Here is a 23,981-nt window from a genome sequence, read left to right as displayed (position 1 = left end):
TGCGCTTCGGACTTTTAAGTGGTAAGCCCCACGACGATTTAGTATTTGAAGAAATTTGAGTAGGTTTCACATGACTGTGCATTGAGCTTTGATGCTAATTTTAAGTTTTTAACGGATCTAGATTAGTACGATGTCACAGACCTTCCTACCGTCAGAATGGCTTGAACAGCTTTGTGATCCTTACGCTGTGCTAGGAATTTCTGTGAGTGCTGATGAGCGTCAGATTTTTAAACGCTATCACACTTTAGCGAAGCTGCTACATCCTGATCGCTATGCCAAAAGCTGCAATCCAGACCAAGAATTAGCAACGGCAATATTTAGCCATTTAATCAATCCAGCTTATGAACAGCTGAAACATCGACACAAGCGCTTGATTGCCATCGCTATGCTGCGATCGGACGCAAGAGTGTTACAGCAGCAAGCTTTGTCTGTTCAAAGTGCCATAGCTCAAGAAATTATAGAAATGTCTGCACCCCAAGCACAATTGTTTTACGAAGAAGCGATCGCTTGCTATGCAGAAGCTCAATACAAATCACTACATAAATTTTCTCAGGTAACACAACAAATCAGTATACTGAATTTAGTTTACTTACAGTTGCATAAACCTGACCTGTTTGTACAGCAACAAGCTGTTCGCATAATCCCTGATGTAAAAGTTAAGCCAGTTGAATTGACATTAAATGAAAAAACTAATGTCAAACCAGTTTTGATAAATTACGCTCAACGTCACTACCAGCGAGCTATTGAGTACGTCAGGCTAGAAAACTGGGCCCTAGCTGTGCAAGAACTGCGCGAGGCCATCAAGTTAGAGCCAAATAACAGCAACTATTATGCTTTATTAGGTTTGGTACATCTAAAACAGAAATTTATCGGGATGGCCAGGGTTTACATCCGTCAAGCATTAAAACTTAATCCCGAAGATTCACTAGCTCTGAAATACGCTCTTGGGCTAAAAATTCAACCGGGTGAAAACACTAATCCTAAATCAATGGGTAAAGCTGTGAGTATTGCAGCTTTATTAAGTCGATTTAACGAAGGGAAACGTTCTCAAGTCAAGTGTTGAAATTTCGGTAACAAACCGTACTAAAACCGAAGCTGCGTGACTAGATTACTCTCCTAGACTAAAATAAAAATAGAAGTAAAACTATTAAGCTACTGAGTCTGGGCGCTCAGTTTAATATAAGCAATATGGGATTCTTCGATTCTGAAATAGTTCAGCAAGAAGCAAAACAGCTGTTTGAGGATTATCAAGCGCTGATCAAGCTTGGCAACGGCTACGGTAAATTTGACCGCGAGGGCAAAAAGCTGTTTATTGAGCAAATGGAAACCATGATGGATCGGTATCGCATCTTTATGAAGCGCTTCGAGCTATCAGAAGATTTCATGGCACAAATGACAGTAGAACAACTGAAAACACAACTAGGTCAGTTCGGTGTCACACCGCAACAAATGTTTGATCAAATGCACCTCACTTTAGAACGGATGAAAGCCGAGCTAGAAAAACAGACCTAGTCAATTTTAGATTTTCGACTTTCCTGCGGAACGCTACGCGAACGGCTACGCTCAGTCGAACGATTTTAGATTTTGGATTAATTGCCAATCCAAAATCCAAAATGCAAAATCCCAAATTATTGTGACTTGGGGCGAGAAAACTGGGAAGGTGGCTTGAAGTTTTCTACTGGTACGTTTTTAAGTGCCTTCTCCATAAAATCTTTCCAGATGGGAGCAACCATACCGCCACCGGTTGCACGGCTAGCTAATTGTCTGTTGTCGTCCCTCCCTACCCAAACAGCAGTGGTTAGCTGTGGTACGGTGCCAACAAACCAAATATCTTTTTCTGAGGAGGTTGTACCCGTTTTACCAGCGGTTGGACGACCTAGAGCAGCACCTTTACCGGTACCACTAGTAACTACCGTTCGCATCACATCGATAATAGCTGCTGATGCCCAAGGGTCTAGAACTAGCTGGGGTTTAGGGGTGTTATCTAGTAACACGTTACCACTACTATCGGTGACACGGGCAATTACAGTTGGTGGAGATTGCCAGCCATAATTAGCAAAGGTAGCATAGGCACTAGCCATTTCTAGGGGAGTGACACCAATAGCACCCAGAGGTAGAGAGGTAACTGGTTCCATCGGACTCATGATGCCCAAGGTACGGCAAGTTTCGATGACTCTATTCATGCCAACAGCCTTACCAATCTTGATCACGGGAATGTTGCGCGATTGGGCTAAAGCTGTGCGGATTGGCATAGGGCCGCTAAAACCCCCATCATAATTTCTAGGGAAGTACCGACCATTACCATCTTGATAACTAACTGGAGAATCTACTACCGTTGAGTCTGGTCCATATTTACCAGTAGCGAAAGCAGTATAGTAGACAAACGGTTTAAAAGAAGATCCAGGCTGCCGTTGAGATTGAGTTGCACGATTGAATTCACTGGTCTTAGGATCTACACCGCCCACCAGTGCTTTAATAAAATGCGTCCGCGGATCAATTGCCACCAAGGCCATTTGATTCTTAGATAATCCCTGCCCTAGTAGTGATTTATGCCACTTAACGACAGTTTCCTCCGCCATGATTTGGAAGTTGGCGTCAACTGTTGTTTGCACCCGCATCCCGCCTTTGAGTAGTGTCTCACGCCCAAACTTTTTAGCTAACTCCTGCGCTACAGTATTGGTTACATAGGGTAAAGCACTACCTTGAAACGATTTGATTCTACCAAGTTTGATTTCTTGCTTGAGGGCATCGTCGTACTCTGACTCGGTGATCCAATTCAATTCCAGCATCCGTCCGAGCACTTCTTTTTGTTTTTGTTTTGCTAGCTTCATGCTCACAAACGGGCTGAATTCTTCTGGTGCTTGGATCAAACCCGCCATCATTGCTGACTCACCCAAGCTTAAATATTCTGATGACTTATTAAAGTAACTGCGGGCTGCCGTTTGTACACCATAATTGTTATGACCCCAATAAACTTGATTGAGGTACATTTCTAAAATTTGGTCTTTAGTGAGAATTTGCTCTAACCGGATTGCTAGCACCCCCTCTGCTAACTTTCGGGTAAAGGCGCGCTTACGAGACAAAAATAGGTTTTTTACCAATTGCATAGTAACAGTAGAGCCACCCTCTTTGACTCCACCTGCTACAGCGTTAACTACTACAGCACGTCCGACACCAGTGGGGTTGATACCGTGGTGATCGTAGAAGTGGCTATCTTCACTTGCCAACACTGCGCGTTTTAAATTCGGGGAAATTCTATCTAGGGGTACGACTTCCCGATTGGCTTCCCCATGAATACTGGTTAAGAGTTTGCCCTTAACGTCATAAATGTAAGTCGTTTCTGAGGGAAAGAAGTTACGTAGCTGTCTTACATCTGGCAAATTACGGAAACTAATCGCTAAACCAACCAGTCCTCCGGCTACAATGGAACTTGCCAGCATGGTGATTGAGAGGAGAGTACCGCCAGCTACCTGACCAACTCCTTTCAAAAACTCAAAACCTGATGAAGCCTGACGTTGTGGCTGTTTGTTTTCAAAAGTCCTAGACGACGACACGGCGATTTCACTTCCTCACTTGTAAATTTAACTGTAATTGATTGGGCGAAGCAAGGCGGTTAATTTTTTGCAATTATAGTAGTTTGGCAGATGAGAAAGTGGATAAATTGCAAGTGTTTATAACCAACTTAACTTCTAGTGTGCAAAACATAGCTAATAATGAGTCTCTTAAGATGACGCAAGATTTTGCTTGGCTGCGTCGTGGTGTAGTAGAAGTTTTCCCACAATCAGTTGATGTTAACAGCGAAAGTCTAGAAAGGCTCTTACTAACTACAAACCAACCTTTGAGGGTAAAATTGGGGATTGACCCGACGGGTACTGATATTCATCTAGGTCATAGCATACCAGTACGAAAACTGCGAGGTTTTCAAGATGCAGGTCATACAGCAGTTTTAATTATTGGCGATTTTACAGCGCGGATTGGCGATCCAACTGGGAAATCTGAAGTGCGTCGTCAGCTTACAGAAGCAGAGGTAGCGCAAAATGCTCAGACTTATCTCGATCAAGTACGTCCTATCTTGGATTTTGACACACCAGGAAGGTTAGAGGTGCGCTATAACTCCGAATGGCTCTCTGGGCTAAACTTAGAGAAAATTTTGGAGTTACTCTCCACGATGACGGTGGGGCAGATGTTAGCGAAAGAAGGATTTGCCGATCGCTATAAAAAAGAGAATCCGATTTTTATCCATGAGTTCCTGTACCCGTTAATGCAAGGTTTTGATTCGGTTGCAGTTGAGGCAGACGTGGAATTAGGTGGGACTGATCAGAAATTTAACATTGCTGTAGGCAGAGATTTGCAGCGCCATTTTGGTCAAAAGCCCCAATTTGGAATGCTGCTGCCAATTTTGATTGGCACGGATGGCGTGCAAAAAATGTCTAAGTCTTTAGGTAATTATATCGGATTGTCAGAACACCCAGGACAAAAGTATCAAAAGTTGCAGGGAGTTCCCGATCATCTGCTGTCACAGTATTTTGAACTGTTGACGGATTTACCTTTGGACAAACTGCCAGAAAATCCCCGCGATCGCCAAACACTCCTAGCATGGGAAGTTGTTAAACAGTACCACGGCAAAACCGCAGCCCAAGAGGCAAAAGAAGCAGCCCAAAGCGGCGGTAAGGAAGGTGCAGTTCCAGAATTTTCTCTAGCTGACGTGCAGCAATTTCCTACTAAGTTAGCTTATATTCTCAATGTCACTGGCTTGTGTAAAAGTACAGGAGAAGGAAAGCGGAAAATTCAAGAGGGTGGGGTGCGCTTAGATGGCGATCGCATTACCGATGTTGATACTACTTTTGCTGATCCTGCTGAGTTACAAGGTAAGGTTTTACAAGTCGGGAAAAATAAGTTTGTGCGCTTAGTGTCTTAAATGGCGAATGGGGAGTAGAGAATGGGGAATGGTGAACAGGCAGAACAACGAGTGATTGTGGCATTGGATGTGCCGGATGAACAAAGTGCGATCGCTCTTATAAATCAACTTCCGCAAGTGGTTTGGTGGAAAGTCGGCTTAGAGTTATTTACCAGCACTGGCCCGAAAATTCTAGAAGTCCTGAAGTCCCGACAAAAGCGCATTTTCTTGGATTTAAAGTTTGATGATATCCCCAATACCGTTGCTGGTGCTTGCCGGAGTGCAGCTAGATACGGAGTGGATTTACTGACAATTCATGCTACTGCTGGTAGAGATGCCCTAAAAGCCGCAACTGAGGCGGCACAGGAAGGGGCTGCAAAAGCAGGTGTAGAACCACCAAAGTTAATTGCGATTACCCTGCTAACAAGCATTTCTGCTCGGCAGTTGGCATTTGATTTAAAAATACCCCTAGAATTGCCAGAATATGCTCTAGAAATGGCCCTACTTGCTCAAGAATCTGGTTTGGATGGGGTAGTTTGTTCGCCTCAAGAGGTGGCACAGCTACGACAAACTTGTGGAAATGACTTTTTGCTTGTTTGTCCAGGAGTTAGACCAACTTGGGCTGATATTGGCGATCAAAAGCGATCGCTTACCCCAAGGCAAGCCATTAAAGCAGGTGCAGATTACCTAGTAATTGGGCGTCCCATCACCGCTGCGACTGAGCCTGAGTTAGCCTGGAAAAGGATTTCTGAGGAGTTAAGCACGGTGGCATGAAGCTAAGAGTCAGTGAGAAACTGGGGGACAGAGTCCAGGGTGTAGGCGAGAACAATCTTGACTCTTCGCTCAGGAAGAAAAATTATAGTTGGCTTTTTGCTTGTAGCTTCTGGGTTGTAGTATCAAACAGCCTTGCTTACCCAGCGTTCTCGATAAACCTCACCCCTAAACCCTCTGCGCTAGCAGAAAAGGAAAATGTTAACAATGGGGCAAGGTCTTTGTGTTCTGAGCAAAATTTAGAAACATTAACTATACAGCTACTGCAAGATTTACCCAGTTATACTAATCGCGCTAGTCAACGCGCCCGTCGCCTCAGAAGAAGCAGTGATGTTTACAGTTATATGCTAGTGGCAGGAAGGGCTGAGTTTACTCCTCTGCCCCTTAACCTTGAAGAATATAGTGCAGATGCGCCTAAAAGTACTGCATCAGGAGTTGAGCAAGTTTTCTTTACTACCTTGGAGCGGCAGTACATAGGAAAGAAAGTTGTAGAATTGCAACAATTCCACTGGCTATTGTTGACTAAAACTAAAAGCGGTTGGCAACTAGTGATGATGTTTTCTCAAGCTGGTTCTCATTCAGAACAGCAGCCACTATCCCCACCACGTGATAGTAGTAACGGTACCGTTGCCCAAGGGATTAAAACTTGGTTACGTGATTGCCAAACTGGAAGTGTACGACGAATGCGTGCTGTAAATCTGGGAGACAAAATTGAATTTCGTCGAACTTTCAAGCACAGCGAATTCAGTTACAGATATCGTACCAGCATCTACTAGCGATCGCAGCTCCATCAGTGAGGCGTGTAGTTGCCAGATGCGATCGCTCAGTTAGGCGATCGGATAATGAATACGGAGAAGAAATAACGCTTGCTCATCATAATTCTCCAGATGGAGCAAAATTTTGATTATTGCGAGTGTCAACGCGAAACCAAAGATTTTCGCTATGACCCAAGAATACCAATTGAGCTGCATTGACACGCAGTTAGAGCTAGACCGTTCCAATCAATTTTGCTCTTTATCAATTTTCAATTCAGATACTTATTTCAAACCAAATAAATGTACATCATCCAATTAGCTTGTATCAGTGGAATTGCACCTATATCTTTGGGAGGATTTTCAGGAAGAATAGCTGATAAATTGCTAAAAAAAGCAGACATTATTTAAAAACGCAGACTGGCTTGAATTTAAGCGTTGTAACTCCTGTTTTTTGGCGATAACATGAGGATAAGTTTATTTCATGCTTCTCAAACCGCGTTTAGCGTCAGTTTTTTTATGGACATTCAGTTAATCAACATCGGCTTTGGTAACATAGTGTCTGCCAACCGAGTAGTTGCCATTGTCAGTCCAGAGTCTGCCCCGATTAAGCGGATTATTACCGATGCACGGGATAGAGGTCAACTGATTGATGCAACTTATGGCCGTCGGACTAGGGCTGTAATTATTACCGATTCCAGCCACGTAATTCTGTCAGCGATTCAGCCGGAAACGGTAGCAAATCGTTTTGTGATTTCCCGCGATCATCAGACTGTAGATAATTGATTAGGAGTGGATTAACAATCTCACTTCTATTTGCACCATATCGGCAGTACCATGTGAATTAGACAAGTTTTCTGTCACTCTTGCTACAAATTCTTTAGTCACTAGTGGACTAGGCCAGGAACACAAGACTAATGAATAATATCTATTGATTGATTCACAGGTTGAAGGGATGATGCCAGTTTTACCCATCCAGAGTAGTGCTACTACCAAAGAATGCTTACATTTAGGCAGGTTAATTGTTTTAACTGGCCCCAGTGGGGTTGGTAAAGGCACTTTAATGCGATCGCTCCTAGAGCGTCATCCAGAACTCTATTATTCCGTATCCGTGACAACTCGTTCTCCCCGTCCAGGGGAAATCGATGGCAAAAGTTATTACTTTATTAGCCGCATTAAGTTTGAACAATTAGTTGCTGAAGGTGAATTTTTAGAATGGGCAGAATTTGCTGGTAACTATTACGGCACACCCCGTGAAGCTGTACTTAACCAAATTCATTCGGGTAAGTTGGTGGTGCTGGAAATTGAACTAGAAGGAGCAAGACAAATTCGTGCTTCCTTCCCCAGTGCCCTCAGCATTTTTATTTTACCGCCTTCCTTTGATGAATTAGAGAAACGGATACGCTCTCGCGCCCAAGACTCTGAAGAAGCGATCGCCCGTCGTCTACTGCGCGCCCAAGAAGAAGTTCAAGCCGCAGATGAATTTGATATTCAAATCGTTAATGACGATTTTGAGACTGCTTTAAATGAGATTGAAGCAGTTTTGTTTAAATAAGTTAGGAGTTAAGAGTTAGAAGTTATGAATTTAAACTCCTAACTTCTAACTCCTAACTCCTAGTAATTAACCAAATAGACCTTGAATTAGTGCCAAATTACTAGTTAAAAAGTAAGCAACTACTGCACCACCAATACCACCAATCAAGAAAGAACTGGCGAAGTTGTTCCAGCTTTCTTTAGAGTTAAAAGCATCTGCTGGAGGTTTAGGTACGGTAACACTAGGAAGTGCTTTGGGCGGATTGCTATTGGCATACAGTGATAATGCGCCGGTGAGAAGTACAACCAGGCCAATGGCTGCTAGTAACCCAGCTAAGTTAGCATTATCTGTGTCCCGCAGTGGGCCCAATTTGGCAAAGGGTCCGAACAGCCAGTAACCGTGAGCCATGCCTACTTCTAAACCGCGCCTAGAAGGAGTCAGGCCTGAGCGATAGGCAGGTAAATTATTAATGAACCCCTTGATCAAGGGAGAAGAATTAACCGGGGTTTCTAGGTTGCCTAGCTGTGGATCGCCGAATGCGGGAAAAACAACTTCCCGATTTCTGGGATCGCTAGGAAGATTCTTTGATGCATCTACTGCTTGTGCCATATCTTATTGTTCGCCTCTAAATTAAAATGCTGGCATTTTTATATTAATAATAATTGTAGCTAAAGATGTCTTTTAGCTAGGAAGTTTAGAAAAATTAATTTAGCGAGTTTAAAGCCGTGAAACTCGCGACCTGTAAACAGAATCACGAGTTTCAAAAAACTATTTTTGTTGCCTATTTTAGTGATAATTCTGCCTAACTAAGCTGAATACATCAACTACACAATATTAGGCAAAAGACAAGACATTCAACTGTCCTAAATTCCATTTAACACTTATGGCAGTGGGTGGAAAAGTAAGTCGGGGAAAAAGCGGTTGAATTCAATCAAGATGCCTGCTGTGATGGTCAGCCATATCGTAGCTGCCACGGGCGCTGTGGAAATAAACTTAACCAAATAGGATGATTGGTCGCCTTTGTCTGCCATGAATTTAGTCTCCAAAACAAATGAATTAGTTAAGCTGTTTTAGCGTGGGGAAATGGGAATTTCTGTATCCTTGGCTGTCAATTTTCCAGAGAGAAACTCTTGGAGTGCTGCTACTGGCCAAGTAAAGCCTGACGCTATTATGGGTAGTGCCAAACCAAGATCGATTTGGATTTCTTTTAGTTCAGTGTCAGATTCCTTTTTGATCGCTTGCAGATAGGTACGACCTACCCAACCAATCCAACCAGCAATATATAGAAATAGAATGCTAGGGATAAGGAAGTCACCAGCACGATCTAGACGACCATCAACAATTAAGTGGGGATAACCTTCGGGGCCGCATAGCGCCTGAGAATAACGCTCAAACCGCTTTTTCCCGGATTGGGGATCAGCGGTGGTATTACGGGCATTAGCTGCTAGCTCTTGAAAAGCGGGATTGTCCTTGCACGGTGTCAAATTAGCCCCTAAAGCTTGCGCTGGGGGGGCAAAGTTGAACCAAAGACTAATCGCTAACATCAAAGCAAACAATCGTCGCATAGAGTTGTTTCCTTTTATTACAAAACAAGAAGTTCTTTGTACAAAACGAAGCGGCTTGTACAGTTGTTTATTTGCATAACTAGGAAGTCATCATACTCTTGGGTGGGAACCGAGTAAAGTTTCAGTAAATAAAAGTTAAAGCTTCTCAACCAAGTCCTTATCGGGTGCTAAGTGGTGAGTAACGAGTCCTAAGTATAAGAATTGTTGTTGTAGGGTAGTAAAGAAGGAATTTTTTGTCTCTACTACTCAAAACTCAGCACTCAGCACTCTCAATGGCAACCGTTTTAGCAATAGAAACCAGCTGTGATGAAACTGCCGTCGCAATTGTTAACAATCGTAAAGTTTGCAGCAGTATCGTAGCCTCGCAAATTCCAGTCCATCAGCAGTATGGCGGGGTAGTGCCAGAAGTAGCGTCTCGCCAGCACTTGGAAACAATCAATGAAGCGATCGCTCAAGCCTTAGAGCAAGCCCAACTAGACTGGGGAAAAATTGACGCAATTGCCGCCACTTGTGCCCCTGGACTCGTAGGAGCGCTGTTGGTGGGGTTAACTGCTGCCAAAACCCTGGCGATGGTACATAACAAACCATTTTTGGGAGTTCATCACCTTGAAGGTCACATTTACGCAACTTACTTGAGTGAATCAAGTTTAAATCCCCCTTTCTTGAGTTTATTAGTTTCTGGCGGACATACAAGCTTGATTTATGTCAAAGATTGTGGTAGTTACGAAACACTGGGACAAACCCGTGATGATGCAGCGGGTGAAGCTTTTGATAAAGTGGCGCGATTGTTAAAGCTGGGTTATCCGGGTGGGCCAGTGATTGACAAACTGGCACAAGAGGGCAATCCTCAAGCCTTTGCCCTACCGGAAGGAAGAGTTTCTCTACCAGGTGGGGGGTTTCATCGTTATGATGCGAGTTTTAGTGGATTAAAAACGGCTGTATTACGTTTAGTACAGCAGTTAGAGAAAGATGATGGACAAGTGCCAGTGGCAGATGTAGCAGCTAGCTTTCAGGATACCGTAGCGCGATCGCTAACCAAAAGAGCGATCGCCTGTGCCCTTGACTATGGTCTAGAGACAATTGCCATTGGTGGCGGTGTAGCAGCTAATAGCGGGTTGAGAAAAAATCTCCAAGCCGCCGCCGTTGAACATAACCTACGTGTTCTATTCCCACCTCTAAAATTCTGTACCGATAACGCCGCCATGATTGGCTGTGCCGCTGCTGAACATCTATCTCGTGGTCATACATCCCCCCTCACCCTAGGTGTTGAGTCTAGGTTAGCGCTTACCCAGGTGATGAAGTTGTATCAACCTGTTGAATAGTCATTTGTCATTTGTCCCGAAGTTCAGAGTGCCGGCTTCCAGTGCTCCGACTTCTCTCTTTGTCATTTGTTAGTTTTAACCATGAATAACCAATGACCAATGACCAATGACCAATGACTAATGACTAATAACTATTGACCGGATATGATCAGCCACTGCATCCGGTTGCTCCAACATAGCTAGATGTCCGCAATTAGGAATTTCCAGAACATTGTCACCACAGTATTGGAACAGTCTGTGGAAGCTAGCTAAATGACGCACATACTTGGGTTCCATAACTTTGTCTTCTGCGCCAGCCAAAAAATAAACTGGTTGCTTCAGTTGGGATACTAGCTCAGGTAAACGATTGATTTCTTCTTCGGTTGTGGAGTCTAACAAAGTTCCCAGAGCTGCTTCTGGGTCAGCCACAACGAAATCTATTACCCGCTGACGTGCCCAGTAGCGCTCCAAAGGACGAGCCACACTGGCTCTGGTAAACAGCAAATCAATCAAAGGCACTTGGGACAGCCAGCGTGGGCGGACTTGCAAAAATTTCTGACCCGCCGAGCGAAACTGCTCAAAGGCTTCTTTGAGGTAAATACCACCGCCAGCGTTGATACAGATAACTCCCTTAACACACTCAGGTATTTGATCTGCTCCCCAAAGAGCGATCGTTCCACCCAACGAGTGACCAATTAGCCAAGCACTGGTAATATTCAGCTGTTTCAGAAGAACTGCTAAATCCTGAGCATAGGCAGCAGGAGTATAAAGAGAATCGAAAGGTGAGCCAACCGCACTACCGGAGATAGGCGTCAGGCTCAGAGACGTTTGTGCTCGACTAAAATCGGTTTTTACCTGGGATTGCGATTCACCAAAACCCCGCAAATCATAGGAAAGGCACTGCAAATTATCTGATAGGCGAGAAATCACAGGTTGCCAATATCCACGGCTATTGAGCCAACCGTGGATAAATACTAAAGCATGGGGGCAGGAAGTGGGAGCCGTTAGCTCGTATGCGTGTGGAACGCCCAAGATTTCAATAGTTGCCATACTTATATCGTACCCTTAAGGGCGGGTGCGACTAAATACTGAGTGCGAAGAGTTAGAAGTTAAGAATGAAGAGTTGTTAATTTTTAACTCGTAACTCATAACTCCTCACTTTCTTCATTTACCCAGCAACCTCTGTCGCACTCCTTCAGCAATTTTGTGACCCAGATATTCAGGAATTAGACTTTCATTCGGCCCCAACAAGTAGAGAATTAGCCGTGTACGTCCGCGCCAAACCAGTAAATTGGCATTGACTACCAAAAGGTCTTCCTGCCAGATGGCGTACATAACTTTGTAGAATAATCCTGGTTGATTATCGGCTTCAATCACTAGGGCAGGGAGATGAAAGACCGGATCTACATAGAACTCAGTTTGTACCTGCTCTAAGCCAGTATCAAGATTGAATTCTACTGCCAGCATTTCTTCTACCTCAAACCGACCTCCTAAAGCCTCGCGAATGGCGCGACAGACATTTTCTGCGGTTTTCTCGGTCAAGGCTTTACTACCACGAGATACCAACAGTTTGATAAAAACTAACATCGGTGGACGGATCTGACCATATAGACTCAGACCGTGGATAGTCAACCCATAAGCTGCTAGTACACCAAAAATATCGCTAAGGAGAAAAGACTGGTTGCGGTAAGCAAAATGCAGGGCACTTTTGCTACCTTCCGGTTTCAGTTCAATAACAGCACGTCTAGTTTTATAAAGACGGTAGGCTAGCCGCAAATTTTGCAGTTGAATTTCACTGCTGACGAATTGCTCATAAAACTGGGGAAACGCTCGGTTAAAGCGCTTTAGAAGTTCCAGTGTCGAAGATTTTAAACCAGAAGCCATTGTTAAGGGTAAGACTCGCTTGCTTTCGTCACCTGGGGGCTGGGTGTTGGGTGCTGGGTGTTGGGGGCTGGAGATTGGGGACTGGGGAAGAAGCAAGGGAGCAGGGAACAAGGGAGAAGAGTTTTTCCCTCCGCCTCTTTTCAATGCCCCATACCCAATGCCCAATCCCTGGTATACAATTCACTCCTAAGCTAACGTGCATTTAAGCTCTATACGAGCAATTGCCAGGATTAGGTTTTGCCATTTTGAATTTTGAATTACTTATATTCTTCCCTTTTGGTGAATTTCTCCTAGCCTCTACAACAAAATGCTAAAGTTGAAAATGATTGGTGTGAAACACGCTCTAACTAGCTGTGACCATTGCAAATCCCGAAAACAACCGAAAAACTTTGAGTGTAAGGGGTAGTAAATGGGGGTAGCTATGTTAAACGTGAATCAACACTCCTGAGAGTGGAAACCAATTCAGTTATACTACCCGAACCACGTTGGCATGGGTTTTTGGAAAACTTGGTTTAGTACTCCTGAATCTGTAGGGACAACTAGGACAAACCCCTTTGAAGAGCATACAGCTGAAACTGCGGGTAACTCTAGCCCCAGTAGCATTAGCGAAGCTTCTTCAAAGGAGGCTCGGATCGTTTTCAGCACGGAACGAGATATTGACCTATATGAGCTAGAAGAACTTTGTGATGCAGTTGGTTGGTCGCGTCGTCCTCTAAGAAAAGTAAAAAAAGCTATTGAGCATAGTTTTCTCGTTGCCTCAATGTGGCAGGTGAGAGGAAATCAAAAGCGGCTCATTGGTTTTGCTCGTGCTACCTCAGATCACGCGTTTAATGCCACTATTTGGGATGTGGTGGTTCACCCAGACTTTCAAAGCCAAGGACTGGGTAAGGCACTGATGAAATACGTTCTCAAAAAACTTAGAAGCGAAGAAATTAGTAATGTCACTCTCTTCGCCGATCCCCATGTTGTAGATTTCTACCGAACTATGGGGTTTATGGCTGATCCAGAAGGCATCAAAGGCATGTTCTGGTATCCTCACTAGCGCTCAATCCAAATACAACCCGATTCGCACAATAAAATCAGGTATGGTAGTATAAATCTATTATTTTAGGTTTGGTTTGACTAGGTTTAGCCGACGAACGAGCAAGTATATCTCTTGTAAAACTAAGTCGGCAGAAAAACCTTTATCACTGTAAAGATGTAATCTAGCTCGTCTTTGCAGAAGACAAAAGATATTAGGCATCAGCCGTATTATCTGATATAGTTAACTTAATGCTTGTGCGAAAGCGTGATCGCTTTGATGGTAAGTTAAAACTAAACCAAAAAAGTAGATAAGTATAACCGGGATGTAGCGCAGCTTGGTAGCGCGCCTGCTTTGGGAGCAGGATGCCGCAGGTTCAAATCCTGTCATCCCGATTTAATTAATAAATTTAAGGCAAATTGGCTAAAGTTTTTTTGCTAAGATATGCAATTAAATTGCATATCTTTACGTAGAATATCAATTAGCCTGTTATGCTATTGGGTTGGCTGTTGAAGCCTAACACGTAAGTTTTGTCCTTAAGCAGTAAGATATTTCTAACACTGAGCTTTGTATATATTTGAGAAGATATTAAAGCAAGCGCAGATGGAACGATTGATTAAGTAATAGCGTCACCCTATATTAGAAAAAGCCGATAAAATGGCTTTTATCATCTCCAAGGTTGGAGAGATGTAGAGACTTTTCACTGTTTGAGAAGACATATAATAGGCATCTACGCCATTTCGCGGTGAATAGCAAAGCGAAATTGGCAAACACACAACCCTAGCACAGTCAATTTGTAAAAACCATACTATAGCAACCCCAAATAGTTGGGTAAGATTAGATTTTGACCGTTGACCCTTAACACTCAACCTCAACGCGCACAATGAATTTTTCCCAACTGAAATAGATTGCTATATAACTAAAGCTAGTTGGTGCTGTGCAAATCCAACCATTTGCTTAATTTAATTGGACTATTGATGCGAGGAGCAGTCATGAAATCATTTATTCGCTTAGGCGCAACATTGGGTATAGCTGGCAGTGTATTTTTAACGGGGCTTTCAGGAATAGGCAATTTACCAGGAATAGGCAATCTAGAAGCGATCGCGTTGCCACAAGATCAGGTAGTGAAAAAGCTCCAAGAAGTACCTGTATTCACGCTCACCAATCCCAAAGGCGAATTTGTAGTTCTTTCGAGAAACAACGCATCCAAGCCGATCTCGCAAGTAGGATTTTTTATTAGCAAGCAAGATGCTCAAAAATTCCTTGACAATCGGCTCAAAAAAGAAAATCCCCAGTTGGCAAGCACCCTACAGGTTAGACCTTTGTCCTTGGCAGACTACTATAAAATAGTCCAAGAAAGCAAAAAGAAATCAGACTCTGTAATTTATACTTTAGTACCGACGCAAGCACAGGTAGCTTCGGCAACAAGTATGCTGAATCAAAATGGTAAAAAAGGGGAGCAATTCAATGGTATTCCCTTATTTGTACCCAAATTTAAGAAAGATAATAGCTATATAACCATTCCCGTTGCCAAAGGCAACGAGCGCTACATCCCTTTCTTTTTTGAGAAAGAGCAAGCAGTGGCTCTGTTAGACGAATTCAAAAAAGCCGTGCCAAAGGAAGCAGACAACACTGAAATTCAGGTTGTCGATTTGTACGGTGTTATGGAGGCTCTCAATAGCAGCAGCGATCCTAGTATCAATAAAATTGTTCTCTATCCATCACGGGAGTCCATCAATTTCATTCGATCGCTTGCGCCGAATCAATCACCAGCTGCCAAGCCTGCTGCGCCCGCTCCGAAAAAATAACGGATATGCGTTTCAAGGTTGAGGTATGGGGGAGAAACATCTGATAGTTTCTGGTTTACAACTTTGGCAGTGGCGAAATGCAGCTCTTAAAGCAGCGATCGCCACTAATGTCCCACAAACGGAAGTAGATTGGCTGCTGCTCGAAGTTGCTGGGTTAGACCGCTTGGCACTGCGTTTGGAATCCTTTAAAAACTGGCCCCAAATTCAGCTGCAATTGCCTCTAGAAGAGTTAGACCATTTATGGCAGAGGCGATTAAATGACCGCTTACCAGTGCAGTATATTGCTGGAGTTACACCTTGGCGTAACTTTCAAATTGCAGTGTCAAGTGCGGTTTTGATTCCCAGACCAGAGACAGAATACTTAATTGATTTAGCTTTAGCATCTGCTAGTAATGCTTCAGGAGACTGGGCAGATTTAGGCACTGGGAGTGGAGCGATCGCACTGGGATTAGCAGATGTCTTGCCAAAAGCAACGATTCATGCAGTTGATTACAGTTTAGAAGCTCTGGCGATCGCCCAAACCAACGCCCATAATTTAGGTTTTGCTGACCGGATTAAATTTTATCAAGGTTCCTGGTGGGAGCCACTGGCATTCCTCAAAGGTAAGTTCAGTGGTATGGTGTCAAACCCCCCTTACATACCCACCAGCGCCTTACCTACTTTGCAACCAGAAGTAGTTAACCATGAACCACATCTAGCTTTGGATGGTGGTGGTGATGGCTTAGATTGTATTCGCCATTTGATAGAAATTGCCCCTAGTTATTTGCAACCTGGCGGCGTGTGGCTGATTGAGATGATGGCAGGACAGGCGGATGTAGTGCGTGAACTTTTGCAAAATCAAGGTAGCTATTGTAAAATTCAAATTCACGCTGATTTAGCTGGAATTGAACGCTTTGCCCTTGCTTATAAAAGTTAGGAATTATGAGTTATGAGTTATTAGAAAGAAGATACAAAATATTATTTACTCTTCACTGCTAACTCCTAACTCTATAAAAATGACACAAGTTTCTTTAACAAATCTAATAGCTGGCGCACGCGCTGGCCTTTTGGTGAGCTTTCCCACAGATACTGTTCCTGCACTTGCAGCGATACCCGAAAAAGCAGCATTAATTTTTGCGGCGAAGCAACGCAGTCAAGACAAACCTTTGATTTTGATGGCTGCTAGTGCTGAAGATTTGTGGCTGTATGTCAAAGGTAGTGAGAACGAGTATCAAGTTTGGCAGGAAATAGCAGATAAATATTGGCCAGGAGGGCTGACATTAGTGTTGCCAGCAAGTGAACGCCTGCCAAAAGTTATGAACCCGATTGACCCGACAACAATTGGCATTCGAGTCCCAAAGAGTGCGATCGCTCAAACTATTTTGGCGCAAACAGGGCCTCTTGCCACCACTAGCGCCAATTTTTCCGGTCAGCCACCTTTGCAAACGATGGCAGAAATTGAGAATCAGTTTCCCAAGGTTCTGACTCTAGCAACAACAGAATACCAAGGTGAAATGTCGGGAATGGGTGTACCTTCTACCGTTGCTAAATGGACAGGGATAAATTGGCAAATTTTGCGGCAAGGTGCGATCGAGTTAGAGATTTCGAGTGATAACCAGATATAGGTAGTTATAATGTTGTCTTCCTGATTTTAACAGCAGAGAAATCTGGAACTTAAGTTTGCGCTGTTGTGATCAATTAACAAGTTAATAATTGCCAGATTATGAATTGGAGCAACTGGATATATCTAGGAGCAGGAATAGCACTAGGTATCGTTTTTGATCGGTTATTTGTACGATCGTCAAATGTTTCATCTAGCTCATCCCTAGTAGCGCCATTAGCTCAACAGGATATGCCACCAATATCGCAACAGCTACAGCAAACGCAGCTGGCATATCAAATGGCAAGGGAAATGAGTCAGTTTAAAGCTGGTTTTTTGGCGCGGACTACCCATGAATTGCGATCGCCCCTTAATGGTTTGATTGGCTTACATCAGTTAATTTTGTCCGATCTATGTGAAGATCCAGCTGAAGAGCGAGAATTTATTGCCCAAGCTCACGAGCGAACGCTGAAGCTGCTCAAGCTGATGGATGAAATTCTCAGTGTTGCTAGAACTGAACATGGTACCAATAAATTAGATATTCAGCCTAGATCCTTAGCCCAAATTTTGGAGGAGGTTCATAAATTAACTTATATGCTGGCGGCAAATCGCAATTTTCCCTTGCAATTGTTACCAGTAGACCCAGAAATTTATATTTTGGCAGATAACCTCTGGCTCCGCCAAATATTGATAAGTTTAATAGACACTGCTATTACTCAAATGGAGGAAGGCAGCATCTGTATTTCCAGCAGTACCCTACTTACAAATAATTTTGTAAACATTTGGCTGGATGTACCAACCCATGCTATACCCTGGAGCGAGCCGATTGATTTGATCAAATCTGAAGATCAGCCGACTCAGATTGACCAACAAAACGCTGCTCTTTCCCCAGGAATGAGGCTATTAATCAATCAAACTCTGGTGGAAGTTATGGGAGGAAAGTTAGAAATTCTACCCTCAACCATTGCGAAGGAAGCACCTCAGCAGCTTACCAGACTACAAATTTCTATCCCCCTAGTGATTCCTGAAGCTGAACTTCTGTAGCAGAAACAAAAACACGGTTAGCTAGGTTGTGTAGCACCATTGTAGTGGTGGTGTTGGGTTGAAAACCAATTTTTTCGTAGAAACCCTGCTGGTGAGTAGTCATCAGGTAAACGCGCTCAACCCACCTCATACGGGGATGAGTTAAAACGGTTTCTACTAACTTGCTTCCCAACCCACTACTTTGATACTCTGGATGAATGACAACATCCCAAATTGTGGCGCGATATATGCCATCAGATGTTGCTCTAGCAAAGCCAATGAGTCGATCGCGATCGTAGACGGAAATCACTGGCTCACTGTTGGCAATGGCTATACCTAAATCTTCAACACTGCGTCCCTTTGCCCAGAAAGCTGAAACGTTTAATAGTTCTTGAAGTTGGTAAAGGTCAATTTCAGACTTGCGATAGCTAAATTGAATCTCAGACTCATTCATGTATGGCATCCACTTTTGGCACTATCTTTGTATAGTTAAGTCATATTTTGCTAGAAATTGCTCTACGTGTATATGTATATGCAACGAGAAAGAAAATTTAATGACAAATCCACTTCCACAGAGGATGAGTTGGGCCCTGCTGACGTATCCGATAAACTTGTTTTTCTAAACGTTGTTTTTCCTGCTCTGGTAGTCCGAGTAAGATATTCCGACTTTGCCAAACTAAAACAGCAGCAGTCATCCCAAGACAAAAGGCTAGACCGAAGGTAGACAATGGATGGTAGAAGAGTCCAAATCTCACTGCCACCCAGGTAAAATATTGTTGCCACAGAGAAATTTCTGCACGTAGTCCCCACAAGGAAACAGGCGCTATGGTAAGCCACAAACAGCCGACAAATAGCCACCTGCCATATATTGTCAGCTGATGTAGCCTTTGTACTTGTTGAGCAAAGGATGGGTCAGATTTCTCAAAGTCTGGGACAGGAGTTAATGGTTCTTCCGGTTGATCCATAGGGGAATAAAATTCCAAAGCATAGGTGAGCAATTCAAAATGCTTTAACCCAATTGTGAAATGCACAGAAGTTTATTTAACTATCCTGGGAACTAGCAGATGTATCAATCGGTTTAGGGCTGTCTACCACTTGGGATTGACCCCTGTGCTCTCGCCACCAAGTAAGGAGAGTACTGGCAATGAAAACACTTGAATAAGCTCCCATCGTGAAGCCAATAATCAAAGCAAGGGAAAAGTTTTTCAGTGTTTCTCCGCCAAATAGAAAGATAGCAGATAATGTCAGTAATACGGTTAAGGTAGTGTTGATCGATCTTGTCAAGGTTTGGTTAACCGCATCATCTACAATCTCGGCAATCGGGCGTTCAGGATTGATTTTAATGGTTTCCCGAATGCGATCGTAAATCACTACTGTGTCGTTGACTGAGAAACCTGTAATGGTAAGTAAGGCGACGATAAAAAGGCTATCTACTTCGATGCCTGCCACCAAACCCAAAATTGAAAAAGCCCCTACCGTAATCAAGATATCGTGTAATAGGGCAACGATCGCAAACACAGCATAATCTAACTGGAAGCGGAAGCTCATATAGATAGTAATACCGATGAAGGAAACTACCAGAGCTAATAGCCCAGACCTCAACAGTTCATTTCCCAAGGTAGGGCCAACGGAGTCAATTTGGTTTTTTTGCGGATCAAAAACACCAATTTGTTCGCTTAAAGAATTTTGCAAGTTGGTACGCTGATCGACACTCAAATCTTTTGACCGAATTAATACACCATTTTCTGCCCCATTTTCCGAGATAAGTTGGATGCTGCTATCACCTAGTCCTTGCGCCTTTGCTACTTCCCGAACAGCATTGATATCAATTGGTTTGTCGCAATTACCGGGTTTGGTGCAATCTCGGACAAACTGCAACCGTGTACCACCGATAAAATCTAAACCGGGGCGTAGGGGTGCGCGAATATTGGGTTGTTGCCAAGAAATCACCATTGAGATGATACCGGTGAGGATGATAACGGCAGAAATAGTCCACCAAAGCGATCGCGATTTGTTAATACTCAGTTTCATGGAGTCACCTCTGCCTTATTCGACGCTGGCAGGTTTGGACAGAAAAGTTCTGTCTTCCGCAAAGAATGAATTGAAATTGCCAAAAACAGCAATGTCCGACTACAGGTAATTGCGGTAAACATACTCACAGCTACCCCCAAAGCTAAGGTAAGAGCAAAGCCTTTGACTAAACCAGACCCCAGCCAAAACAGGGCAGCACAAGCAATCCATGTAGTGACGTTGCTATCTAAAATACTAGAAAATGCTCGGTAAAAACCAGATTCCACAGAACGATACAGAGATTTACCAGCCCGCAATTCTTCTCGCGTCCTTTCAAAAATTAGCACATTGGCATCAACTGCCATCCCAATACTGAGAATAAAACCAGCAATTCCTGGCAAAGTTAGGGTGACACCTAATAAAGCAAAGGTTGACCAAGTTAAGAGGGAGTAGATCACTAGTGACACATCCGCAATCAGTCCTGGTAATCGATAGTAAAACACCATGAATATTAATACTAAAGTCAAACCACCAACTCCAGCATAAATACTGCTTTGAATGCTATCTTTACCCAAGGTTGCTCCTACTGTCCGCCTTTCTGCGATTTCTACTGGTACGGGTAATGCGCCACCGCGTAGTTGCACGCCTAAGTCATTGGCTTCTTGGGCAGTAAACCGTCCTGTAATCACAGCAGAGCCACCAGTAATACCAGTGGCGGCAAATTCTACACCCACGGTAGGAGCGCTGATCAGTTCATTGTCCAGAAAAACACCAATGCTACGCCCAGTACCGGCGAGCTTTTTCGTCAAATCGGCAAACAGTTCACCACCCTTTTGGTCAAAACGAATGCCAACATGCCAGTTGTTACCTTGAGTCGGTTCACCATAGGCATCCTTGAGGTATTTGCCAATTAGCGGTGGATTGGTGCTTTCAAACAATTCTGCGATCGCTTGATTACTTTTCTGTAAATCTTCTTGATTTTTGACAATTGCTGCTTTGTCGGTACTCTTTCTTAACTCTTCTTGCTTGGCTTTCAATTCGACTCTAGATTTTTGGAAAGCAAGTAGTGGGATTTCTGTATTCGGCTTTTGGCTACGAAATTCTAACTGCGCTGTACCCCCTAGCACCCGTTCAGCTTGCTCAGGATCATTGACTCCTGGTAGTTGTACCAATATTTTATCTGCGCCGACTGTTTGGATCAGTGGCTCAGAAACACCCAAACCATTAATCCGACCTTCGACAACTTTCTTCACACCTTCCAATTCTCGTTCGGTGATTTTGGGAATTTCTGTTGATGGTTTCACCTGAATTGTTAGCTGTGAGCCTCCGCGCAAGTCGAGTCCAAGGGGTATCGGAATTGTGGCAATCACCGTAATAGCGGCGATTATCAGGACTAAAATCAAAATTAATAGCGATCGCTGTCTTTGCATACCATAACTCGCAACTGACAAACGCTATAATAGCGCTCTTTTGAGGAGTTATGAGTTGGGAGTTGAGAGTTAGGAGTTGTGAATTAGGAGTTAGGAGTTAGGAGTTGTAAATTTAAGATTGAATTCTTAACTTTTAACTCCTAACTTTTAACTCCTAACTTTTAGACTCGCAACGCTACCATTTTTTCCACAGCTTCCACTATTTGCTCTGGTTGGATGATTGTTAATCGTTCCAGATTGCCGTTGTAAGGTGTGGGGATATCTTGGGAAGAAAGTCGTAGTACTGGCGCATCCAATTCATCAAATAAGCGATCGTTTATTGAGGCGATGACTTCTGCTCCAATACCCGCAGTTCGCATGGATTCTTCCACCACAATGACTTTATGAGTCTTCCGTACTGATGCGCCAATTGTCTCAAAATCTAATGGTTTGAGCGAGATTAAATCAATAACTTCTGGATCATAACCTTGTTTTTCCAAAGTTTTTACCGCTTGCAGCACATGATGCCGCATCCGAGAATAAGTGATAATTGTGACATCCTTTCCTTGGCGCACAACTTCGGCTTTATCTAGGGGTAGTAAATATTCTTCTTCTGGTAAATCTTCTTTCAAGTTGTAAAGCAAAACGTGTTCAAAGAACAACACAGGGTTATCATCGCGGATTGCGGATTTTAGTAGTCCTTTGGCGTTTCTTGGTGTGGAGCAGGCAACAATCTTCAACCCTGGCACAGCTTGGAAGTAAGTTTCTAATCGTTGGGAATGTTCTGCGCCTAACTGCCTTCCCACCCCCCCAGGGCCGCGAATTACCATCGGAATTTTAAAGTTACCGCCGGAAGTATAGCGCAGCATCCCAGCGTTGTTGGATATTTGGTTGAAGGCGAGCAATAAAAAGCCCATATTCATGCCTTCAATGATGGGACGCAACCCAGTCATCGCTGCTCCCACTGCCATGCCAGTGAAGCTGTTTTCGGCGATGGGGGTGTCTAGAATGCGGAGTTCGCCATATTTTTGGTACAGGTCTTTGGTAACTTTGTAGGAACCGCCGTAGTGTCCTACATCTTCACCGAGAACGAATACGCTGGAGTCACGGGCCATTTCTTCATCAATGGCTTCCCGTAAGGCGTTGAAGAATAGTGTTTCTGCCATTTAGACCTTTTAGTACGATTATGGTTTTAGAATTTTATCGTGCTGCTGTCGCAAATACGGTGAGCGATCGCACTAGTTAGAGTTTGAGTTGTTTAGACGAACCGCCCAAGCATAGAGCGAGTAATTGCCCTAACTATATCAAAGCTATTTAATTTAGATGTTATCGGTTTTATGAGTTTTATAGGCGATCGCCTCCCACTCTGGCAAACTAGGCAATCCTATATTTAGGTACTATCTCGGGCAAAATATGCTATTTTAACTGCAAGCAAGCAGTTACACTGAATTTAGTACTGCCAAAGTTAGCAGTTGAACCACCTACTAATCAAGATTTTATAACTTGGTGTTAAGACCCAAAATAAGTGTGAGCGCACTCCCTAAAACACCCGCTCAAAAGGTTTTTTCCGATAACGTCGATAAATATCAAAATCACTGTCCAAATTAGCGTAGGCGTAGCCCGCCGTTGGCAAAGCCTCTCGTAGAGAAGGCATCGCAGCAATATCTAAGCGTTCCGAAATGACGATCAAGGATAAATCTGCAAAATCCCCTGGTAAATCTCTGTACTGAGTATTTAACTCAGCAATGCGTGAAAAATCTTGCGGCAATAGTTGCTCACACTCATAGAGTTGTTTAGCAACATCTAGAAGAAACTCGTTTTGTGTACGCCAATCTAAGTTCAGCAACCACACCACTTCTGCAATACAAATGGGCCTAGTCAAAAGCCTAGAAGTACAACTCTCAAAGAAGCGACGCACTTGTTGGTGATACTGATCTCTGGCGCTGTAGTACGCAAACAAAAACCCGCTATCCGCAAGTATAAGCGGATAGTAGGTCATGGGTGGCGCTTGTTGAGATATTGAGCGATCGCTTTCTTACGGTTTGAGCGTTCCGATAAATCCTTTGGTGCATCTTGCAGCAGATGTTCCGGGTGTCCACCCCGTCTCTCAACCAAAGTTTTACCCGCTTGTAAGGTCAGCCAGCGTTCAGCAATCAAACGTCGGATCAACTCACTCTTTTCCGTTTGCTCGTGAGCTAAAATATCGGCTAGCTGTCGTTCTGTTTCTTCATCCAGTCTTACACTGAGCATACCTTTGATCGGATTTGCAATACCTGTATGACAAATGTAACGCGGGTTAGTTAAATTTTGTTTGATTTTCGCACCAGCCCAAGCGAAAATACAAAGAATCTCACGCCCAAACACCAAAACACAACTCTGCGCCTGGGCGTCTCTGCGTGAGATTTCCTCAATTCTTACCATTCAACC

At 43.5% G+C, this 23,981-nt stretch carries 26 protein-coding genes and 1 tRNA gene; 14 read left to right on the top strand and 13 right to left on the bottom strand.

The window, feature by feature from the left end; translation table 11 throughout:
• Window positions 1-130 precede the first annotated feature (130 nt).
• Entirely contained in the window at window positions 131-1,063 is a 933-nt protein-coding gene (locus tag RM347_RS02575) for a J domain-containing protein (protein WP_322717937.1), read from the top strand.
• A gap of 125 nt (window positions 1,064-1,188) precedes the next feature.
• On the top strand, window positions 1,189-1,512 hold the full coding sequence (locus RM347_RS02570) for a DUF1825 family protein (protein WP_179067573.1): 324 nt from the start codon (window positions 1,189-1,191) through the stop codon (window positions 1,510-1,512).
• A 116-nt stretch (window positions 1,513-1,628) separates the two neighbouring features.
• Here the strand turns inward: RM347_RS02570 and RM347_RS02565 are convergent, their stop codons facing one another.
• Entirely contained in the window at window positions 1,629-3,554 is a 1,926-nt protein-coding gene (locus tag RM347_RS02565; RefSeq protein ID WP_322717936.1) for a transglycosylase domain-containing protein, read from the bottom strand.
• A gap of 173 nt (window positions 3,555-3,727) precedes the next feature.
• On the opposite strand from RM347_RS02565, the gene tyrS reads away from it, so the two are divergent.
• From tyrS to gmk, 5 genes are all read left to right on the top strand, one after another.
• Window positions 3,728-4,918, top strand: coding sequence for a tyrosine--tRNA ligase (tyrS, locus tag RM347_RS02560; RefSeq protein WP_322717935.1), 1,191 nt, complete (start codon window positions 3,728-3,730; stop codon window positions 4,916-4,918).
• A gap of 21 nt (window positions 4,919-4,939) precedes the next feature.
• Window positions 4,940-5,671: an orotidine-5'-phosphate decarboxylase gene (pyrF, locus tag RM347_RS02555; RefSeq protein ID WP_322717934.1), complete on the top strand. Its 732-nt coding sequence runs from the start codon at window positions 4,940-4,942 to the stop codon at window positions 5,669-5,671.
• The gene (locus tag RM347_RS02550) at window positions 5,668-6,444 is read left to right on the top strand and encodes a hypothetical protein (RefSeq protein WP_322717933.1); all 777 of its coding nucleotides are present in this window, start codon (window positions 5,668-5,670) and stop codon (window positions 6,442-6,444) included. The genes pyrF and RM347_RS02550 overlap by 4 nt, the downstream gene beginning before the upstream one ends.
• 495 nt (window positions 6,445-6,939) lie before the next feature.
• Complete coding sequence (remA, locus tag RM347_RS02545) at window positions 6,940-7,206, top strand: extracellular matrix/biofilm regulator RemA (protein ID WP_073639751.1); 267 nt, start codon at window positions 6,940-6,942, stop codon at window positions 7,204-7,206.
• Window positions 7,207-7,375: 169 nt separating this feature from the next.
• The gene (gene gmk / locus RM347_RS02540) at window positions 7,376-7,975 is read left to right on the top strand and encodes a guanylate kinase (protein ID WP_322718146.1); all 600 of its coding nucleotides are present in this window, start codon (window positions 7,376-7,378) and stop codon (window positions 7,973-7,975) included.
• A 66-nt stretch (window positions 7,976-8,041) separates the two neighbouring features.
• On the opposite strand, the gene RM347_RS02535 is transcribed toward gmk, so the two are convergent.
• The 3 genes from RM347_RS02535 to RM347_RS02525 form a co-directional block, all read right to left on the bottom strand.
• The gene (locus RM347_RS02535) at window positions 8,042-8,563 is read right to left on the bottom strand and encodes a photosystem I reaction center protein subunit XI (protein WP_322717932.1); all 522 of its coding nucleotides are present in this window, start codon (window positions 8,561-8,563) and stop codon (window positions 8,042-8,044) included.
• Window positions 8,564-8,835: 272 nt separating this feature from the next.
• Window positions 8,836-8,985: a photosystem I reaction center subunit IX gene (psaJ, locus tag RM347_RS02530; protein WP_281485063.1), complete on the bottom strand. Its 150-nt coding sequence runs from the start codon at window positions 8,983-8,985 to the stop codon at window positions 8,836-8,838.
• A 39-nt stretch (window positions 8,986-9,024) separates the two neighbouring features.
• On the bottom strand, window positions 9,025-9,519 hold the full coding sequence (locus tag RM347_RS02525) for a Photosystem I reaction center subunit III (protein WP_322717931.1): 495 nt from the start codon (window positions 9,517-9,519) through the stop codon (window positions 9,025-9,027).
• A gap of 272 nt (window positions 9,520-9,791) precedes the next feature.
• Here RM347_RS02525 and tsaD point away from each other — a divergent pair, with 272 nt between their 5' ends.
• Entirely contained in the window at window positions 9,792-10,841 is a 1,050-nt protein-coding gene (gene tsaD / locus RM347_RS02520) for a tRNA (adenosine(37)-N6)-threonylcarbamoyltransferase complex transferase subunit TsaD (protein WP_322718145.1), read from the top strand.
• Between the two features lie 117 nt (window positions 10,842-10,958).
• On the opposite strand, the gene RM347_RS02515 is transcribed toward tsaD, so the two are convergent.
• Complete coding sequence (locus RM347_RS02515) at window positions 10,959-11,870, bottom strand: alpha/beta fold hydrolase (RefSeq protein WP_322717930.1); 912 nt, start codon at window positions 11,868-11,870, stop codon at window positions 10,959-10,961.
• Window positions 11,871-11,984: 114 nt separating this feature from the next.
• Complete coding sequence (locus RM347_RS02510; protein ID WP_012410214.1) at window positions 11,985-12,704, bottom strand: hypothetical protein; 720 nt, start codon at window positions 12,702-12,704, stop codon at window positions 11,985-11,987.
• Window positions 12,705-13,194: 490 nt separating this feature from the next.
• On the opposite strand from RM347_RS02510, the gene RM347_RS02505 reads away from it, so the two are divergent.
• The 6 genes from RM347_RS02505 to RM347_RS02480 all read left to right on the top strand — a co-directional run bounded on the left by RM347_RS02505 (window position 13,195) and on the right by RM347_RS02480 (window position 18,156).
• A complete protein-coding gene (locus RM347_RS02505) occupies window positions 13,195-13,746 on the top strand; it encodes a GNAT family N-acetyltransferase (protein ID WP_322717929.1) in 552 nt (183 codons plus the stop codon).
• 300 nt (window positions 13,747-14,046) lie between these two features.
• Window positions 14,047-14,120: transfer RNA gene (locus RM347_RS02500), tRNA-Pro, on the top strand.
• Window positions 14,121-14,717: 597 nt separating this feature from the next.
• The gene (locus RM347_RS02495; protein ID WP_322717928.1) at window positions 14,718-15,533 is read left to right on the top strand and encodes a Tic22 family protein; all 816 of its coding nucleotides are present in this window, start codon (window positions 14,718-14,720) and stop codon (window positions 15,531-15,533) included.
• Between the two features lie 25 nt (window positions 15,534-15,558).
• Window positions 15,559-16,449, top strand: a complete 891-nt coding sequence (gene prmC / locus RM347_RS02490; protein ID WP_322717927.1) for a peptide chain release factor N(5)-glutamine methyltransferase — start codon at window positions 15,559-15,561, stop codon at window positions 16,447-16,449.
• A gap of 79 nt (window positions 16,450-16,528) precedes the next feature.
• Entirely contained in the window at window positions 16,529-17,137 is a 609-nt protein-coding gene (locus RM347_RS02485) for an L-threonylcarbamoyladenylate synthase (protein ID WP_322717926.1), read from the top strand.
• Window positions 17,138-17,235: 98 nt separating this feature from the next.
• Window positions 17,236-18,156, top strand: coding sequence for a sensor histidine kinase (locus RM347_RS02480; RefSeq protein ID WP_322717925.1), 921 nt, complete (start codon window positions 17,236-17,238; stop codon window positions 18,154-18,156).
• On the opposite strand, the gene RM347_RS02475 is transcribed toward RM347_RS02480, so the two are convergent.
• The 7 genes from RM347_RS02475 to RM347_RS02445 all read right to left on the bottom strand — a co-directional run bounded on the left by RM347_RS02475 (window position 18,119) and on the right by RM347_RS02445 (window position 23,975).
• Window positions 18,119-18,589: a GNAT family N-acetyltransferase gene (locus tag RM347_RS02475; protein ID WP_322717924.1), complete on the bottom strand. Its 471-nt coding sequence runs from the start codon at window positions 18,587-18,589 to the stop codon at window positions 18,119-18,121. The two genes, RM347_RS02480 and RM347_RS02475, sit on opposite strands and share 38 nt — an antisense overlap.
• Window positions 18,590-18,686: 97 nt before the next feature.
• Entirely contained in the window at window positions 18,687-19,100 is a 414-nt protein-coding gene (locus RM347_RS02470) for a hypothetical protein (protein ID WP_322718144.1), read from the bottom strand.
• Between the two features lie 76 nt (window positions 19,101-19,176).
• Window positions 19,177-20,166, bottom strand: coding sequence for a protein translocase subunit SecF (secF, locus tag RM347_RS02465; RefSeq protein ID WP_322717923.1), 990 nt, complete (start codon window positions 20,164-20,166; stop codon window positions 19,177-19,179).
• Window positions 20,163-21,575, bottom strand: coding sequence for a protein translocase subunit SecD (secD, locus tag RM347_RS02460; RefSeq protein WP_322718143.1), 1,413 nt, complete (start codon window positions 21,573-21,575; stop codon window positions 20,163-20,165). The genes secF and secD overlap by 4 nt, the downstream gene beginning before the upstream one ends.
• A 161-nt stretch (window positions 21,576-21,736) precedes the next feature.
• A complete protein-coding gene (locus RM347_RS02455; RefSeq protein ID WP_322717922.1) occupies window positions 21,737-22,720 on the bottom strand; it encodes an alpha-ketoacid dehydrogenase subunit beta in 984 nt (327 codons plus the stop codon).
• 374 nt (window positions 22,721-23,094) lie between these two features.
• Complete coding sequence (locus RM347_RS02450; RefSeq protein WP_322717921.1) at window positions 23,095-23,553, bottom strand: type II toxin-antitoxin system VapC family toxin; 459 nt, start codon at window positions 23,551-23,553, stop codon at window positions 23,095-23,097.
• Window positions 23,550-23,975 (bottom strand): hypothetical protein, encoded by a 426-nt coding sequence (locus tag RM347_RS02445; protein ID WP_322717920.1) that lies wholly within the window; start codon window positions 23,973-23,975, stop codon window positions 23,550-23,552. Before RM347_RS02445 ends, RM347_RS02450 begins: the two co-directional genes overlap by 4 nt.
• Window positions 23,976-23,981: the final 6 nt, after the last annotated feature.

It is taken from the genome of Nostoc sp. ChiQUE02 (genome assembly GCF_034531305.2).
Taxonomy (GTDB): domain Bacteria; phylum Cyanobacteriota; class Cyanobacteriia; order Cyanobacteriales; family Nostocaceae; genus Nostoc.
This window is presented reverse-complemented; position numbering and strand designations above follow the sequence as displayed.